The sequence below is a fragment of the Mesorhizobium sp. M1E.F.Ca.ET.045.02.1.1 genome (genome assembly GCF_003952485.1).
Classification (GTDB): domain Bacteria; phylum Pseudomonadota; class Alphaproteobacteria; order Rhizobiales; family Rhizobiaceae; genus Mesorhizobium.
Genome location: NZ_CP034447.1, coordinates 3,915,222 through 3,931,137, shown reverse-complemented (window position 1 = coordinate 3,931,137; position 15,916 = coordinate 3,915,222). Strand labels below are relative to the sequence as shown.

Below are 15,916 nucleotides of genomic sequence, written 5' to 3'. Positions count from 1 at the left end.
CGGACGCTCCGTAGCACCCATATATGCAATGATTGTGGACGCCTGAAAAAGTTTCCGGGCAGGGGCAAAGCAGCGCATCCTAGCTTCCAGATGAATACCGTTGCCCTCCCAATCTCCTCGCGACTTCTGAGGAACGGAAACGATCAATCGGACGACCAACCTTCCGAACGCGCAAGAACTGTCGGCTATGCCGTTGGGCAAAGGACGGCTGCCCCGAGTTAATCGGCGGCAACTTGGCATGGGAAGAAAAAACAATTCCAATCAAGAAGCCAGCCGCGAAACGCTAGGCTAACGCCTAAGGTCCGGAGCTCGCCTTCTGCTCAACGCAATCACAAGGATGGCGTTGAGCAGCGTAACGAATCCTACATCCTGATGATGCCAAGGCGTCCTGGACGTGGCGATCTAGTACCCGATTTAGCGTAATAACGAAAAAAGCTTGCAGTTTTTTCGACACGCCGCCGCTCAAAAAGTCCCATGTTCGCCTTTGGCAACGGCTGGCTGGTCATGCGAGCTTCCTAACCGGGGCGGCTATTCCAAACCGATCGCTCTGAAGCTGCCCGCACCCGCTCGTCGCTAGCCACCGCGCCCGCGCCAGATGGGATGTCCAAGCCCGACGGGCCCGTTCCGGCTGGCGCTCTGGGTCAATGTTCAAGATGGCTCGTGACATCTTGCGCCAGTCGAGGCCCATCTCCTCCGACATCAGCAGGACGGAGTAAGTCTGAAAGTGCGCCACGTCGTAAGGCGTGACCTCGGCCAACTCGGGTGTTTCATTATCGATCCAGGCCTCCTCCTCCTCCTTTGGGGGCGCGTCGATGTAGCGGCCAATCGAGGCCAGGTGCTCCGCAATCTGATAACGCAAGTGATCGCGGCTGCCGTAGCGCGCATCGATTTCGCCGAGCTTCTTGTACAATCCCCTACGCTTGCCGCGCGGAACATCGGTATCGCCCAGGGAGTAACAACTCGGACCGACGGCGCAGATATCGCAGCCCGTTGCGACCACGTCCTGCACGAATGCGGGAATGTCCTTTTCTTGCATGCGCTTCATTTCAATAGGCCTCTTCTGATTTCACATTTCCTTATCACAGATCACCCAATTTGCAACCCTGCCGTGCAATCTTGGGCGTCACTGCGGCGCGCGAGCACCTTCCCTCCCAGTTCAGCCCAGTGAATCCGCCGCGCGCGCCTCGCCCCGGAGCCCGGAAGAATTAAATCTTCCCTGTGCAGGAAGAACCGACGCGCGAAGAACTCAAGATTTGGGTATTGCTCCCTTCCTGCGCAGCGCCCTGCCGATAGCGCAGCCTGTCGGGGCAGAAGGCAAGGAAGGTAGCCCGCAAGTGTCGGAGAAGCTGCGGCTTCCAAGTTGGCGCCGCTCGCACGGTTGCTGAGGCCGGTTTACCCTATCGAACACTATGCCGACCGAGAAAGATTGGGCGAAGCCAAAGCTCCGCCCGGTGGACACCCCAACCCACGCCGACCGTTAACTGGGGCTCGGGCGAATGCGTAGACGTGGGGACAAAGCTCTGGGACAGTTGGGAGGATGATGCGCTCGTCGCGAACCCGGAGGCGCCGGTCTGCCAGACTAGTGGTCGTAGGGAATCGGCCCACGCTCTCAGTTAAATCAGGAGACATGATCCGAAAACCGAAGCTTTGCGAGCTCAGTTCCTCTCCCGCTTAGTGGCTATTGTGTTCGCTATTCTGCCATACGCCTAATGAGATTGTCCCACCTGATGACCGTCCCTAACTTGGCTGAGATCGAACGCTCGCCGCGTCTTCACGGTCGGCAAAAAGGCGCGCCCTTCCGTTGCGTTACCTACCGCGGGTGTCGCGTTTGGACCAGTTTTATGCAAGTGCGAGCACCAAAACACCGTACAGGTACGCCGTTGACGAGCGGCCCGGCATGGTACACGTTTGATTAAATCGGTTTAGCCGCGTCACCTCACAGAGCACGGCCACGTTCTGCAACATGCACCACCAAGCAACACGAAACAAAAATGGCAACGCTCGGGAAAGCCGCGATATCAATTTGGACTTGATCGCGGTTGTCGCTGCCGTGACAGACCGCGAGCCTTGCGTCCTCACCATCGGAGAGCAGGATGCATTGCCCTCAGGGCCGTTCGAGCTCAGCCACCGATCGCTGCAGTCTGGCCTGAGGGACTGGGTCGAACAACAGACAGGCCATCCGCTGGGCTATATCGAGCAGCTCTATACCTTCGCTGACCGAGACCGCATCGAGGCTGGGCGCCAACAGCGCAACATCTCGATCAGCTATCTTGCGCTGACCCGGCAAGAAGCTATTGCCGTGTCACGCAAGAGCGACTGGAAAAGCTGGTACGCGTATTTTCCATGGGAAGACCACCGGTCCGGCGCGCCGGAAGCGCTGAGCATCCTGCACCGGCGTCTGATGGCCTGGGCGAAGGGTGCCAGCAGTATGGCAGCGCGGCGCGAACGCGGTCAGCGCGCGGCGATCGCGTTTGCCTTCGACGATCGCCCCTGGAACGAGGACCTTACGCTGCAGCGCTATGAGTTGCTTTTCGAGGCGGGCCTAGTCGAAGAGGCTGGCGGCAACGCGAGCATGACGCTCCCGGCAACAGTGTCAGGCAAGGCGATGGTCTGCGATCATCGCCGGATCCTTGCGACTGGCATCGCGCGGCTGCGCTCCAAGATCAAATACCGGCCGGTCGTCTTCGAGCTCATGCGACCGACCTTCACGCTGCTGCAACTGCAGCGAACCGTGGAAGCGCTGGCCGGCCGGCTCATCAACAAGCCGAACTTCCGCAGGCTCGTCGAACAGCAGGAGTTGGTCGAAGAAACAGGCGAAACCGCCCTCGATACGGGCGGGCGGCCGGCAAAGCTCTTTCGCTTCCGACGCGAGGTCCTCGATGACCGGGCAGTTGCCGGAACAAAATTGCCGCTTTCGCGGGCTTGACACCTTTATAGTCGGCGTAGATATATGCCGCTTGTTGTCACCCGGAACATAAGCGGAGGCGCGGATGATTGGCGCGTTACCTACGGCCGCGTCGCTCTATGAGCGCGTCCGGCGGGTGATCCCGCCAATCGAATGGCCGGCCTTTGCCGACGACATCGATGCGATCCTGGCGCTGAAGCGCGAGCGCAACGCCGTCATCCTGGCGCACAATTATCAGACGCCAGAGATCTTCCACTGTGTTGCCGACATCGTCGGCGACAGCCTGGCGCTTGCCCGCAAGGCAATGACGGTCGCGGCGGACGTGATCGTCGTCGCCGGCGTGCACTTCATGGCCGAGACGGCGAAGCTCCTCAATCCCGACAAGACCGTGCTCATTCCCGACCTTGCCGCCGGCTGTTCGCTGGCGGACTCGATCACGGCCGAGGACGTCCGCCTGATGCGCCAGCGCTATCCTTCCGCTCCAGTCGTGACCTACGTCAACACCTCTGCGGCGGTGAAAGCCGAGTCCGACATCTGCTGCACCTCCGGTAATGCGCTTGCGGTGGTGAAGTCGCTCAACGCGCCACGCGTCATCATGCTGCCTGACGAATATCTGGCGAAAAACATCGCGGCGCAGACCAAGGTCGAGATCATCGCCTGGAAGGGACGCTGCGAGGTGCATGAGCGCTTCAGTGCGAACGAAATTCGCGATCTGCGCGAGGCCCATCCGGGTGTGACCGTGCTTGCCCATCCAGAATGCCCACCGGAGGTGGTCGCCGAAGCGGACTTCGCCGGCTCGACGGCGGCGATGTCCGACTATGTCGGACGACACAAACCGGCGCGCGTCGTGCTGATGACCGAATGCTCGATGAGCGACAACGTCGCGGTCGAGCACCCGGACGTGGATTTTGTGCGTCCGTGCAACCTTTGCCCGCACATGAAACGCATCACGCTTCGTAACATCCGCAGCGCGATCGAGGAAAACCGTCACGTCATCACGATCGATCCGCGTGTCGCCGAGCGGGCCCGCTGGGCCGTCGAGCGCATGCTCTTCGTATGACCCCAGACGTCCATGACATTGGCGGGGCGCCGGTCATTGTCGGCGCTGGCATCGCCGGCCTGATGACCGCGCTTCACCTGGCGCCACAGCCGGTCGTTATTCTTTCCCGCGCTCCGCTCGGAACCGAAACCTCAAGCACGTTGGCCCAGGGCGGCCTTGCCGCGAGCCTGGGGGACGACGACAGTCCCGAACTCCATCTGACCGACACGCTTGCTGCCGGCGACGGCCTTTGCAATGAAGCGATCGCCAGGCGAGTCGTCGAGTCAGTCCCCGCAGCCGTCGACCACCTCATTCGTCTGGGCGCTCCTTTCGACCGCGCGTTAGACGGAAAACTGCGGCTCGGCCTGGAGGCGGCTCATTCGCGGCGCCGCATTGTCCATGCCGCAGGTGATGGCACCGGCCGCGAGTTGTTCCGCGCGCTGCTCGCCGTGGCGCGGCGAACCCGTTCGATCACAATCATGGAAGGTGCGACAGCCCTTCGCCTGGTCGTTGCAGAGGGCGGCATTGTGGGCATGTTGGCCGTCCTGCACAGTGGCGTGTTTGCTTTGCCCACCCGCCGTGTGGTGCTTGCGACCGGCGGTATCGGCGGCCTCTTTGGCGATACCACGAACCCGCTTTCCTCATACGGGCATGGCCTTGCGCTCGCCGCCTGTGCCGGCGCGGAGCTCGCAGATCTTGAATTCGTGCAGTTCCACCCGACCGCGCTCGACACGCCGCGCCGGCCAATGCCGCTTATAAGCGAAGCGGTACGGGGCGAAGGCGCGGTGCTGGTGGACGAATACGGTCACCGCTTCCTTGCCGCTATACCTGGCGCTGAATTCGCATCGCGCGACGTGGTTGCCCGCGCAATCGCCAATCAGCTCGCCGCCGGGCATCGTGTCTATCTCGACGCCCGGCGATGCCTCGGGCAAAAATTCGCAAAACGCTTCCCGGCGATCGACGCCGCTTGCAAGCAGGCCGGCATTGATCCGGCCATGGAGCCCATTCCCGTGCGTCCGGCAGCTCACTATCACATGGGCGGCGTGGCGGTAGACGCTGAAGGGCGCAGTTCCGTTGGCGGCTTGTGGGCCTGCGGCGAGGTCGCATGCACAGGGCTGCATGGCGCCAATCGTCTCGCCAGCAACTCGCTGACCGAAGCCATTGCGACAGCCGCCTGGGTCGCGGCAAGTGTGGCCGGGACCTCAACCGGCCGGCAATGGCCCAGGCTGCCGGCAGTCTTTCCATTGCGACCCGACCCTTCACCTTTACGCCAACTTGTCTCTAATGCGCTTGGCATCTTTCGAAATGGCAAAGCGCTGCGCGAGGCGATCTCGACCCTTCTGCCGATCGCCGTTGGCGAGACAGCAACGGCCGACCCGGCCCTGGTTGCGCTGTTGATCGCGATTGCGGCATTGCGCCGCGAGGAGAGCCGCGGTTCGCACTACCGGTCCGATTTTCCTGGGCGCGAAGCTGCCGCCCTCCCCTCGCGACTGACGCTCTGCACAGCCTTTGAGAGTGCCGTCGCGCTCAGCTGGCAGAGATCCGAACGGAGCCGTTGATATGACATCCCTTGCACCGCTTCCCCAGATGATAATGGAACCCATCGTGCGCAGTGCCCTTCTGGAAGATTTTGGCAGGGCCGGCGACATCACCAGCGATGCGATCATCCCCGCCGATTGCAAGGCGACGTTTGCATTGACTGCGCGGCAGGCTGGTGTTGTGGCCGGGCTCGATCTGGTCATGTTTGCCTTCCTGCTGGTCGATCCTGGGATCAGCATGCAGTTGCGCTGCCCCGAGGGCGGCAAGGTTTCGGCCGGCGAAACCATCGCGATCGTAAATGGGTCAGCGCGCAGCTTGCTGACTGCGGAACGGACGGCGCTCAATTTTCTATGCAAGCTGAGCGGCATCGCAACGGCGACAGCCTCGCTGGTCAACGCGGTGCGCGGCTATAACGCAAAGATCGTTTGCACAAGAAAGACGACGCCTGGCCTGCGTGTCCTGGAAAAATATGCCGTGCGCGCCGGCGGCGGCGCCAACCACCGCTTCGCGCTCGACGATGCCGTGCTCATCAAGGACAATCACATCGCTATTGCCGGTGACATCCGCACCGCGATCGAGAGGGCGCGTGGCGCCATAGGTCACATGGTCAAGATCGAGGTCGAGGTCGACACGCTGGACCAGTTGGAGATGGCGCTGCAGGCGAGCGTCGACGCCGTACTCCTCGACAACATGTCGCCCGAGGACCTGGCCCAGGCTGTGGCTATGGTCGCCGGACGCGCGATCACCGAGGCCTCGGGTCGGGTGACCCCGAGAACGGCTCCGGCAATTGCTGCGACCGGGGTCGACCTTATCTCGGTCGGCTGGCTCACCCACAGTGCCCCCATCCTCGACATCGGCCTGGATATGCCGGCTGACCGGAATTGCCGCAGGCATCTGAACTGACGGAGAGGATATGAACCGCAATCGCAGGAACTCCTTTGGCCGCAGGATGACCTGCGACAGGTCCGCTCCAGTTGCACCTCCACCGATTGCCGACGAAAGGCTGCGCAATGACCGGCAATACGGTTCCATGGGTGGGGAGGGAGAGTTGACGGAAAAGGGACAAGCAAAAGACCGCGTCGAAGCACTTGGCGTAATCGTCTGCCGGCTCGATGAGCTGCGCCAGCTGGCGGCCTCGCAGGGGCTTGAACTTATCGGTTATCTGCTGGACGTCGCTTTCAATGAGTCATGCGACGCGATCAGAAGGGAGCGTTTATCCGCTCACGGCCAAGAAACCACGGAATAGCGTCCGACACCACACGGGCCCCCAGGGGGCGGTGGGAGGATCGAGAGTCATTTTGGAGGACGGGATGCGCAAAATCGTTGCCGGCAAGCTGCACGGCATCCATGTCACCGAGGCCAATCTCGACTATCACGGCTCGATCACGCTCGATCCCGACCATTGCGATCAGGCAGGCATCCTGCCGATGGAATTCGTAGAGATCTGGAACAAGAATTCGGGCGCGCGGATTTCGACCTATGTCATCCTCGGCGAACGCGGCTCGCGCTGCTGCATTCTCAACGGCGCCGCGGCCCGCACCTGCCAGCCAGGCGACCAGATCATCATCTGCAACTCGGTCTATGTGGACCAGGCGGAGCTCACCGCGCTCAAACCGCGTGTGCTGACCTTCGACAAGGATAATCGGATCGTTGACCGCCTGACCTATTCGGTCGAGCGCGATGCGGGCGGAGGCTACAGCTTCTCCATCCTCGACGAAGCTCGCACTCCCCTGCCCGTGCCGGCGCTGGTGGGCAGATCGTGACGGGCTCCCAAGTCCGTTTTCTTGGCTGATACCCAAACCTTTTTGCTGATGGAGGTGGAATGAACGCGGAACTTGGCCCGGACCTGACATCGGACCCTCTCGGTTGGGCCCATCCGCCCTGGACGCGAGAGGAAGCCCAAGCTATCCACGATCTGCCGTTCAACGACCTGCTCTTCCGGGCTCAGACGATCCATCGCGAGAATTTCGATCCCAACCGGGTGCAGTTGTCGCGGCTGCTCTCGATCAAGACCGGCGGTTGCCCCGAGGACTGCGGCTATTGCAGCCAGTCTTCGCATCACCAGTCCGGGCTCAAGGCCTCGAAGCTGATGGAGATCAAACGCGTCATCGCCGAGGCGACGAAGGCGCGCGATGCGGGTGCCACCCGCTATTGCATGGGCGCCGCCTGGCGCAGCCCCAAGGAGCGCGACATGGACGCGGTGGTCGCCATGGTGGAGGGCGTGAAGGCGCTCGGCATGGAGACCTGCATGACGCTCGGCATGCTCGACCTCGATCAGGCGCAAAGGCTCAAGCGGGCCGGGCTCGACTACTACAACCACAACATCGACACCTCCGAGCGCTACTATAGCGAGGTCATCTCGACACGAACCTTCAATGAGCGGCTGGATACGCTCGCCAATCTCCGCGACAGCGGCATCAAGGTCTGCTGCGGCGGCATCGTCGGCATGGGCGAGGAGAAGGCCGACCGCATCGACATGCTGGTGACGTTGGCTAACCTGCCGGAGCCGCCCGACAGCGTACCGATCAACATGCTGATCCCGATCGAGGGCACACCGCTCGGCGAGGCCGAACCGATCGAGCCGATCGAATTCGTGCGCACCATCGCGCTTGCCCGCATCATGATGCCAAAATCGCATGTGCGGCTCTCGGCCGGCCGCACGGCGATGAGCGACGAGATGCAGGCGCTGTGCTTCTTCGCCGGCGCCAACTCTATCTTCGTCGGCGACACCTTGCTGACCGCCGAAAACCCCGGCGAGGACAAGGACAGCGCGCTGTTTCGCCGGCTGGGCATCAAGCCTTTTGCGCGCGAAGCCCAGTGAACGGGCGCGCGAACGGCCGGGCTTTGCTCGACCGCTACGAGGCCAGCCTGCGAGGGCTGGCCCGCAAGGACCGGCTGCGGAGCCTCAGCGCCCGCTGTGGCGCCGACTTCGCCTCCAACGACTATCTCGGCCTCGCGCGCTCGAAGCGCATGGCCGACGCGGTCGCGGCCGCACTCGCCGCCGGTACGCCTATTGGGGCGACGGGTTCTCGGCTGCTGCGCGGCAACGACCCCGAACACGAGGCACTCGAAGCCAAGGCGGCTGGTTTCTTCGGCGCCGAGCGCGCGCTGTTCTTCGGCGGCGGCTATGTCGCCAATTTCGCGGTGCTCACCACCTTGCCCCAGAAGGGCGATCTGGTCGTGCTTGACGAACTCATCCATGCCAGCGCGCATGAGGGCGCGAGAGCCGGCCGCGCCGAATTCACGCAAGCCGCGCACAACGATGCGAACGCCGTCGACGATGCAATCGCGACCTGGCGCGCCAGAGGCGGCGTCGGCCGCGCCTGGATCGTAGCCGAGAGCCTCTACAGCATGGACGGCGACCGGGCTCCGCTCGGCGAACTGATCGAGGTCGCGGATCGCCACGATGCATTCCTGTTCGTCGACGAGGCGCACGCCACCGGTGTCTATGGTCCGGACGGGCGCGGTCTGGCGCACGATCTCGAAGGCCGCGACAATGTCGTGGTGCTGCATACCTGCGGCAAGGCGCTGGGCGCATCCGGCGCGCTGGTCACCGCGCCGGCAGTGATCTGCGACTATCTCGTTAACCGTTGCCGGCCCTTCATCTATGCCACCGCGCCCTCGCCGCTGATGGCGGTGGCGGCGGCAACGGCCCTCGACATCGTCGTCCAGGAGCCGGATCGCCGCGAGCGTCTAGCGAGGCTGGTCGCGCTTGCCGGCAAAAGGGCCGAGGATCTTGGCCTGCCCGCGAGCGGTTCTCAGATCCTGCCGATCATCGTCGGCGACAATGCCCGTGCCATGTCGCTGGCGCAGGCCTTGCAGCAGTCGCGCGGCTTCGATGTGCGCGGCATTCGCCCGCCAACCGTGCCCGAGCGCACGGCGCGGCTGCGGATCTCACTGACGCTGAATGTCGGCGAAGCCGATGTCTCGGCACTGTTTGATGCTTTGGCTGCAGAATGGGAGCGCGCCCGATGACGGTGCAGATTGTCATTACCGGCACCGACACAGGCATCGGCAAGACGGTGTTCGCATCGGGCCTGACCGCGCTTCTCGATGGCATCTACTGGAAACCGGTGCAGGCGGGCAACCGCGAAGAGACCGACAGCGAGGTTGTCTCTCTTCTGGCAGGACTCTCTCCCGACCGGGTGTTGCCGGAAGCCTGGCGCCTGAGAGAGCCGCTGTCCCCACACCGCGCCGCGGAGTTGGACGGGGTGGAGATTGATGCAGGTCAACTCGCACTGCCTAGGACGGACCGTCCGCTCGTCGTGGAGGGCGCCGGCGGACTGATGGTGCCGTTGAACAGGCGCACATTCTACATCGACGTCTTCGCACAGTGGAACGCGCCGGTGGTGCTTTGCGCCCGCACCGCGCTCGGCACCATCAACCACACGCTGCTCTCGATCGAGGCGCTGCGCGCCCGCTCAATCCCGCTGCTCGGCGTGGTGTTCATCGGCGACAGGATGGTCGATACGCAAAAAACGATCGTCCAGATGGGCAAGGTGCGCGTGTTGGGTCGCCTCCCCTTTCTCCAGTCGCTGACACCTGGAACACTTTCCGCGGCCATGACGGCTTCGTTTAATGCCGCCGACTTCGCGGAGATCCGGGCATGAACCGCTCCGCTGTCTGGCATCCCTTCACCCAACATGCCACCGAGCCGGTGCCGACGACGATCGTGCGCACCGAAGGCGCCTATGTCGAGACGCGCGAGGGCAAGCGCATACTCGACGCGATCTCCTCCTGGTGGGTCATCACCCACGGCCATCGCCACCCGAAGATCGTGGAGGCGATCCGCGAGGCAACTGAGACGCTCGACCAGGTGATCTTTGCCGGCCTCAGCCATGAGCCGGCCGAGCGATTGGCTTCGGCGCTGGTGGACATGACGCCGGCGGGCCTCGACTGGGTCTTCTTTTCCGACAGCGGCTCGACCAGCGTCGAGGTGGCGCTGAAGATGGCGCTCGGGTTTCAGCGCAACAATGGCGCGCCGCGCTCGCGTATCGTCGTCATGGAACACAGCTATCACGGCGACACCATCGGCACGATGAGCGTCGGCGCGCGCGGCGTCTTCAACGCTGCTTACGAACCGCTGTTGTTTCAGGTCGACACCATCCCCTTCCCTGCCGCCGGCCACGAGCAGCAGACGCTCGATGCCTTCGAACGGCTTTCGCGTGACGGCGAGGTTGCCGCGCTGATCGTCGAGCCGCTGGTGCTTGGCGCCGGTGGCATGCTGATATATCCGGCCTCAGTTCTCGCCGAACTCAAGCGCATTGCCGAGCGCTCGGGGACGCTTTTCATCGCCGACGAAGTCATGACCGGCTGGGGCCGCACAGGCACCATGTTCGCCTGCGAACAGGCGGCGGTCGCGCCCGATATTCTGTGCACATCCAAGGGACTGACGGGTGGATCGTTACCGCTTGCGGCGACGCTTGCCACCGACGCGATCTTCCGAGCGCATTACTCGACGGATCGGTCCAAGACCTTCTTCCATTCGAGTTCCTACACTGCAAACCCGATCGCCTGCGCGGCAGCACTGGCGAATGTCGAAATCTGGAACGACGAGCCTGTGGCGGAACGCGTGACAACCCTGTCGAGGATGCAGGCGCAGAAGATTGCACGGTTCAACGGGGACCCGCGTTTCGACAATATGCGCACGGCCGGCACCATCGCCGCGCTCGACCTTCGTGTCGGCAATGCAGGCTATCTCGCCGAGGTCGGCCCAAGGCTGCGCGCCTTCTTCCTCGAGCGCGGATTGCTGGTGCGCCCCCTCGGCAACGTCATCTACGTGCTGCCGCCCTATTGCGTCACGTCGGACGAGCTCGACCAGCTTTACGACGCTTTCGACGAGGCTGCTGAACTTGCGGGCGACAAAAGATGAACCGCACGGCGCGCATCATCGGCCTTGGCCATCATGTGCCGGCGCGCCGGGTGGGCAATGCCGAGATCGAGGCAAGCCTCGGGTTGGAAGGCGGCTGGATCGAGAAGCGCACCGGCATCCGCTCGCGTTTCTGGGCGGAGCCTGGCGACACGCTTTCCGGACTGGCGGCCAAGGCAGGCGACATGGCGCTGCAAGCCGCCGGCATCGACCGCAAGGATATCGGCCTGCTGCTGCTCGCCACCTCGACGCCGGATCATCTCTTGCCACCGAGCGCGCCGCTGGTGGCGCACAGGCTCGGCCTTGAAAGCGCCGGTGGGGTCGACCTGGCCGGTGCCTGCGCGGGGTTCATCTACGCCATGACCTTCGCCGACGGCTTCGTGCGCCTGCACAACAAGCCGGCCATCGTCATCGCCGCCAACATTTTGAGCCGCCGGATCAATCCGACCGAGCGGGCGAGCGCCGTATTGTTCGCCGATGCCGCAGGTGCGGTGGCGCTGGCTCCGTCAAATGATCCCAGCCACGGCATACTCGGTGCCTCGGTTGCCTCGGATGGGTCCGCTTATGGCCTGATCCATATCCCGGCAGGCGGCAGCAACCGTCCGTTCTCCGACGAAATCGACATTGCCGAAACCCGCATGACCATCGCGAACGGCCGCGACGTCTTCGTCAAGGCCGTGGAGATGATGAGCCGCTGTTCCGTCGAGGCGCTGGCAGCGGCCGGCCTTTCGGCACCAGAGATCGCCCGTTTCGTGCCGCATCAAGCAAATGCCCGCATCTTTAACGCAGTCGGGAAATCGCTCGGCATCGAGGACGGGCGCATCGTCAAGACCATCGCCGACCATGGCAATTCGTCGGCCGCGACGATCCCCCTATCCCTGTCGGTGGCGCACGGGGCAAAACCCTTTCGACCGGGCGAGAAGCTGCTGCTGGCAGCCGCCGGCGCAGGCCTTACCGGCGGGGCGCTGGTGGTTGGCATTTAGACGGGCCGATTCTGCCCTGATGTGCGCCTGGCGATTACATTTTCATAAATCTTTACAACGGCATCAACAGTCATGGTCGATTCTGCGCCCCTCTGTTGCAAGGGTTGGGGACGGCCTGAGTGCGTCGGCTATAGGTCGTGTTGCCTGACGCGCTCGCTTCATCATCGCTCTACGATGACGAGGTGAGCCGTGTCTGCATCACCCGAGGATGGTTTCAACCGTCATCGCCTGCGCGGCAGAGTTCGCTACGATTGACACAGACCACGGATCGCCTCGAGCGCCAAGATCACAAGATGTGCGTCATTGCAGTGGCACTTTCGAGGCTCCCGTGGGCCTCAAGAGTTGACAGGGCGGCGTCGCATCGTCCAACCTAGGCGCCTCACCAGGGGAGTCCCGGCAAGGGGCTGAGATACTGCTATCGCGCGCAGTGACCCGTTGAACCTGATCCAGTTCATACTGGCGTAGGGACGGTGCGAGGTTTCGCGGGTCGGCAATCCGGCTTCGGCATTCGGGCGGTGCCCGTCTTCCATGCGAAGCGTCACTTCATCCTCTTCGCGTGGACTGGGTCTCCGTTGCAATCGAGCAAGGAGGCTCACTCATGAATGCCCTTACCCCGACCGTCACCGTCGGCGAATTGCCCGCTTCGAAGAAAGTCCACAAACCGGGCCAACTTCACCCGGGCCTGCGTGTCCCGATGCGCGAGATCTCGGTTCACCCAAGCGCCGGCGAGCCGCCGGTGACGGTCTACGACTCGTCCGGTCCCTACACCGACGCGACGGTGAAGACCGAGATCGAGCGCGGCTTGCCGCGGTTGCGCGAGGCATGGATCGAGGCGCGCGGCGATGTCGAGCGCTACGAGGGCCGCACGGTCAAACCCGAGGACAACGGCTTGGTCTCCGCCGATCGCCTGACGCCGGAGTTTCCGACGCGCAACAGGCCGTTGCGCGCTACCGGCGGCCGTGCCGTCACCCAGCTTGCCTACGCACGCGCCGGCATCATCACACCGGAAATGGAGTTCGTCGCCATCCGCGAAAACCTCGGCCGTGGGCAGTTGCGTTCGAAACTTCAACGCGATGGCGAGGGCTTCGGCGCCGCGATCCCGGACTTCGTCACCCCGGAATTCGTGCGCGAGGAGGTGGCGCGCGGCCGCGCCATCATTCCCTCCAACATCAATCATCCCGAGAGCGAGCCGATGATCATAGGCCGCAACTTCCTGGTCAAGATCAACGCCAATATCGGCAATTCCGCCGTCACCTCGTCGATGGCTGAAGAGGTCGAAAAGATGGTGTGGGCGATCCGATGGGGCGCCGATACGGTGATGGACCTCTCCACCGGCCGCAACATCCACAACATCCGCGACTGGATCGTGCGCAACTCACCGGTGCCGATCGGCACGGTGCCGCTCTATCAGGCACTCGAGAAGGTCGGCGGCATCGCCGAGGCGCTGACCTGGGAGGTCTATCGCGATACGCTGATCGAGCAGGCCGAGCAGGGTGTGGATTATTTCACGATCCATGCCGGCGTGCGGCTGCCCTACATTCCGCTGACCGTCGACCGCGTCACCGGCATCGTGTCGCGAGGCGGCTCGATCATGGCAAAGTGGTGCCTGCACCACCACAAGGAGAGCTTCCTCTACGAGCATTTCGAGGAGATCTGCGACATCTGCCGCACCTATGACGTGGCGTTCTCGCTTGGCGACGGCCTTCGCCCCGGCTCGATCGCCGACGCCAACGACGCCGCCCAGTTCGCCGAATTGGAAACGCTTGGAGAGCTGACGAAGATCGCCTGGGCCAAGGACTGCCAGGTGATGATCGAAGGCCCCGGCCATGTGCCGATGCACAAGATCAAGCAGAACATGGACAAGCAGCTCGCGGTCTGCGGCGAAGCACCGTTCTATACGCTCGGACCGCTCACCACCGACATCGCGCCCGGCTACGACCACATCACATCAGGCATCGGCGCGGCGATGATCGGCTGGTTTGGAACAGCAATGCTTTGCTACGTCACGCCAAAGGAACACCTCGGCCTGCCCGACCGCGACGACGTCAAGACCGGCGTCATCACCTACAGAATTGCCGCTCACGCGGCCGACCTCGCCAAGGGCCATCCGGCCGCCAAGGCCAGGGACGACGCGCTGTCGCGGGCGCGCTTCGAGTTCCGGTGGGAGGACCAGTTCAACCTCTCGCTCGATCCGGAGACGGCGCGCGCCTTCCACGACAAGACCCTGCCGAAGGAGGCGCACAAGCTGGCGCATTTCTGCTCCATGTGCGGCCCCAAATTCTGCTCGATGCGGATGTCGCACGACATCCGAGCGGAAGCCCAGAAGGAAGGGCTCGCGGCGATGGCGGCGAAGTACCGGGACGGCGGCGACCTCTACATGCCCGTCGACGGCACCGCGGAGCGCACGGACACGCCATGAAGGTGCTCATTCGCGGCGCAGGCGTTGCCGGGTTGACGCTCGCGTACGAACTGGCAATGCGCGGCGCCGATGTGACCGTGGTCGATAAACGCGAGGAGATCGCCGGCAATGCCTCCTGGCAGGCCGGCGGCATGCTCGCGCCCTGGTGCGAGCGCGAGAGCGCCGAAGAGGCGGTGCTGACGCTCGGGCGCGGCGCGGCCGACTGGTGGGACAGAGCATTGCCCGGTCATGTATCGCGTAGCGGTACATTGGTGGTGGCGCCTGCCCGCGATGCCGGCGAGTTGGATCGCTTCGGCCGCCGCACGTCCGGCTTCAGGCGGCTCGGCGCCGATGAGATCGCGGCGCTAGAACCGGCGCTCGCGGGCCGGTTCGGGCGCGGCCTGTTCTTCACCGACGAAGCGCACCTCGACCCACGCAAGGCGTTGCTCGCGCTAAGCGAAGCGCTGCTTGGCATGGGCACGCGCATCGAGTTCGGTTGCTGCACGGTGTCAGCCATCCCGGATGTCGAGGTGGACTGCACCGGCATCGCCGATCGGCGACCGGAATTGCGTGGCGTGCGCGGCGAGATGCTCATGCTGCGAACAAGCGAGATCTCGCTCGCCCGACCGGTGCGCCTGCTTCATCCGCGAATCCCGATCTATGTCGTGCCGCGCGGGGAAAACCTGTTCATGGTCGGCGCGACGATGATCGAGTGCGATGCCGCCGGCCCGATCACTGCGCGCTCGACCATGGAGTTGCTCAGCGCCGCTTACGCGCTGCATCCGGCCTTTGGCGAAGCTGAGCTGGCCGAAACCGGCGTGGGCGTGCGCCCCGCATTCGCCGACAACCTGCCTCGCGTCGAGTGCTACGGGAGGCGCATTCGCATCAACGGCCTCTACCGCCACGGCTTCCTGCTCGCGCCGGCCATGGCGCAGCAGGCGGCCGGCATCATCCTGGGAAATCCCGCCGCAAAGGAGTTGACCCTTGAAGCTCACTGTTAATGGCCAGTGCCATGAAGTCGCGGCAGGGACGCTCGCCGCGCTGCTTGTCGAACTCGACTTCCAGGGCGGTTGGCTCGCCACCGCACTGAACGGCGACGTTGTGCCGACCCAGGAGCGCGACAGTTGCCGTCTGACTGACGGCGATCGTATCGAAATCCTCTCGCCGATGAAGGGGGGCTGAC

15 protein-coding genes and 1 riboswitch are annotated in these 15,916 nt (G+C 63.6%); of the genes, 14 read left to right on the top strand and 1 reads right to left on the bottom strand.

Features of this window, described 5'->3' with window-relative positions; translation table 11 throughout:
- Positions 1-502 precede the first annotated feature (502 nt).
- Complete coding sequence (locus tag EJ070_RS37080; RefSeq protein WP_245464600.1) at positions 503-1,045, bottom strand: hypothetical protein; 543 nt, start codon at positions 1,043-1,045, stop codon at positions 503-505.
- A 918-nt stretch (positions 1,046-1,963) separates the two neighbouring features.
- On the opposite strand from EJ070_RS37080, the gene EJ070_RS18985 reads away from it, so the two are divergent.
- The 14 genes from EJ070_RS18985 (at position 1,964) to thiS (ending at position 15,915) form a co-directional block, all read left to right on the top strand.
- Positions 1,964-2,926, top strand: coding sequence for a hypothetical protein (locus EJ070_RS18985; protein ID WP_126092721.1), 963 nt, complete (start codon positions 1,964-1,966; stop codon positions 2,924-2,926).
- A gap of 64 nt (positions 2,927-2,990) precedes the next feature.
- Positions 2,991-3,965 (top strand): quinolinate synthase NadA, encoded by a 975-nt coding sequence (gene nadA, locus EJ070_RS18980; RefSeq protein WP_126092720.1) that lies wholly within the window; start codon positions 2,991-2,993, stop codon positions 3,963-3,965.
- The gene (locus tag EJ070_RS18975) at positions 3,962-5,503 is read left to right on the top strand and encodes an L-aspartate oxidase (RefSeq protein WP_126092719.1); all 1,542 of its coding nucleotides are present in this window, start codon (positions 3,962-3,964) and stop codon (positions 5,501-5,503) included. Before nadA ends, EJ070_RS18975 begins: the two co-directional genes overlap by 4 nt.
- A 1-nt stretch (position 5,504) precedes the next feature.
- The gene (nadC, locus tag EJ070_RS18970) at positions 5,505-6,386 is read left to right on the top strand and encodes a carboxylating nicotinate-nucleotide diphosphorylase (RefSeq protein WP_126095815.1); all 882 of its coding nucleotides are present in this window, start codon (positions 5,505-5,507) and stop codon (positions 6,384-6,386) included.
- Positions 6,387-6,396: 10 nt separating this feature from the next.
- Positions 6,397-6,729 (top strand): hypothetical protein, encoded by a 333-nt coding sequence (locus EJ070_RS18965; RefSeq protein ID WP_126092718.1) that lies wholly within the window; start codon positions 6,397-6,399, stop codon positions 6,727-6,729.
- 64 nt (positions 6,730-6,793) lie between these two features.
- Positions 6,794-7,246, top strand: a complete 453-nt coding sequence (panD, locus tag EJ070_RS18960) for an aspartate 1-decarboxylase (protein WP_126092717.1) — start codon at positions 6,794-6,796, stop codon at positions 7,244-7,246.
- Between the two features lie 59 nt (positions 7,247-7,305).
- The gene (bioB, locus tag EJ070_RS18955) at positions 7,306-8,304 is read left to right on the top strand and encodes a biotin synthase BioB (protein ID WP_126092716.1); all 999 of its coding nucleotides are present in this window, start codon (positions 7,306-7,308) and stop codon (positions 8,302-8,304) included.
- Positions 8,301-9,458 carry an 8-amino-7-oxononanoate synthase gene (locus tag EJ070_RS18950; protein ID WP_126092715.1) on the top strand — a complete coding sequence of 386 codons (1,158 nt, stop codon included), beginning with the start codon at positions 8,301-8,303 and terminating at the stop codon, positions 9,456-9,458. The genes bioB and EJ070_RS18950 overlap by 4 nt, the downstream gene beginning before the upstream one ends.
- Complete coding sequence (gene bioD, locus EJ070_RS18945; protein WP_126092714.1) at positions 9,455-10,093, top strand: dethiobiotin synthase; 639 nt, start codon at positions 9,455-9,457, stop codon at positions 10,091-10,093. The genes EJ070_RS18950 and bioD overlap by 4 nt, the downstream gene beginning before the upstream one ends.
- Positions 10,090-11,355, top strand: coding sequence for an adenosylmethionine--8-amino-7-oxononanoate transaminase (locus EJ070_RS18940; protein ID WP_126092713.1), 1,266 nt, complete (start codon positions 10,090-10,092; stop codon positions 11,353-11,355). The genes bioD and EJ070_RS18940 overlap by 4 nt, the downstream gene beginning before the upstream one ends.
- Positions 11,352-12,335, top strand: a complete 984-nt coding sequence (locus EJ070_RS18935) for a beta-ketoacyl-ACP synthase III (protein ID WP_126092712.1) — start codon at positions 11,352-11,354, stop codon at positions 12,333-12,335. Before EJ070_RS18940 ends, EJ070_RS18935 begins: the two co-directional genes overlap by 4 nt.
- 374 nt (positions 12,336-12,709) lie before the next feature.
- Positions 12,710-12,821: riboswitch (TPP riboswitch) on the top strand.
- A 112-nt stretch (positions 12,822-12,933) separates the two neighbouring features.
- On the top strand, positions 12,934-14,754 hold the full coding sequence (gene thiC, locus EJ070_RS18930) for a phosphomethylpyrimidine synthase ThiC (protein ID WP_126092711.1): 1,821 nt from the start codon (positions 12,934-12,936) through the stop codon (positions 14,752-14,754).
- Positions 14,751-15,734 (top strand): glycine oxidase ThiO, encoded by a 984-nt coding sequence (gene thiO / locus EJ070_RS18925; protein WP_126092710.1) that lies wholly within the window; start codon positions 14,751-14,753, stop codon positions 15,732-15,734. Before thiC ends, thiO begins: the two co-directional genes overlap by 4 nt.
- The gene (thiS, locus tag EJ070_RS18920; protein ID WP_126092709.1) at positions 15,718-15,915 is read left to right on the top strand and encodes a sulfur carrier protein ThiS; all 198 of its coding nucleotides are present in this window, start codon (positions 15,718-15,720) and stop codon (positions 15,913-15,915) included. Before thiO ends, thiS begins: the two co-directional genes overlap by 17 nt.
- Position 15,916: the final 1 nt, after the last annotated feature.

What these genes read in the sequence shown, in the direction of transcription:
- bioD (WP_126092714.1), top strand. Translation starts at nt 9,455, where the DNA reads ATGACGGTGCAGATTGTCATTACCGGCACCGACACAGGCATCGGCAAG.
- EJ070_RS18935 (WP_126092712.1), top strand. Translation starts at nt 11,352, where the DNA reads ATGAACCGCACGGCGCGCATCATCGGCCTTGGCCATCATGTGCCGGCG.
- thiC (WP_126092711.1), top strand. Translation starts at nt 12,934, where the DNA reads ATGAATGCCCTTACCCCGACCGTCACCGTCGGCGAATTGCCCGCTTCG.
- nadA (WP_126092720.1), top strand. Translation starts at nt 2,991, where the DNA reads ATGATTGGCGCGTTACCTACGGCCGCGTCGCTCTATGAGCGCGTCCGG.
- EJ070_RS18975 (WP_126092719.1), top strand. Translation starts at nt 3,962, where the DNA reads ATGACCCCAGACGTCCATGACATTGGCGGGGCGCCGGTCATTGTCGGC.
- thiO (WP_126092710.1), top strand. Translation starts at nt 14,751, where the DNA reads ATGAAGGTGCTCATTCGCGGCGCAGGCGTTGCCGGGTTGACGCTCGCG.
- EJ070_RS18940 (WP_126092713.1), top strand. Translation starts at nt 10,090, where the DNA reads ATGAACCGCTCCGCTGTCTGGCATCCCTTCACCCAACATGCCACCGAG.
- bioB (WP_126092716.1), top strand. Translation starts at nt 7,306, where the DNA reads ATGAACGCGGAACTTGGCCCGGACCTGACATCGGACCCTCTCGGTTGG.
- panD (WP_126092717.1), top strand. Translation starts at nt 6,794, where the DNA reads ATGCGCAAAATCGTTGCCGGCAAGCTGCACGGCATCCATGTCACCGAG.
- EJ070_RS37080 (WP_245464600.1), bottom strand. Translation starts at nt 1,045, where the DNA reads ATGAAGCGCATGCAAGAAAAGGACATTCCCGCATTCGTGCAGGACGTG.
- EJ070_RS18965 (WP_126092718.1), top strand. Translation starts at nt 6,397, where the DNA reads ATGAACCGCAATCGCAGGAACTCCTTTGGCCGCAGGATGACCTGCGAC.
- nadC (WP_126095815.1), top strand. Translation starts at nt 5,505, where the DNA reads ATGACATCCCTTGCACCGCTTCCCCAGATGATAATGGAACCCATCGTG.
- EJ070_RS18985 (WP_126092721.1), top strand. Translation starts at nt 1,964, where the DNA reads ATGCACCACCAAGCAACACGAAACAAAAATGGCAACGCTCGGGAAAGC.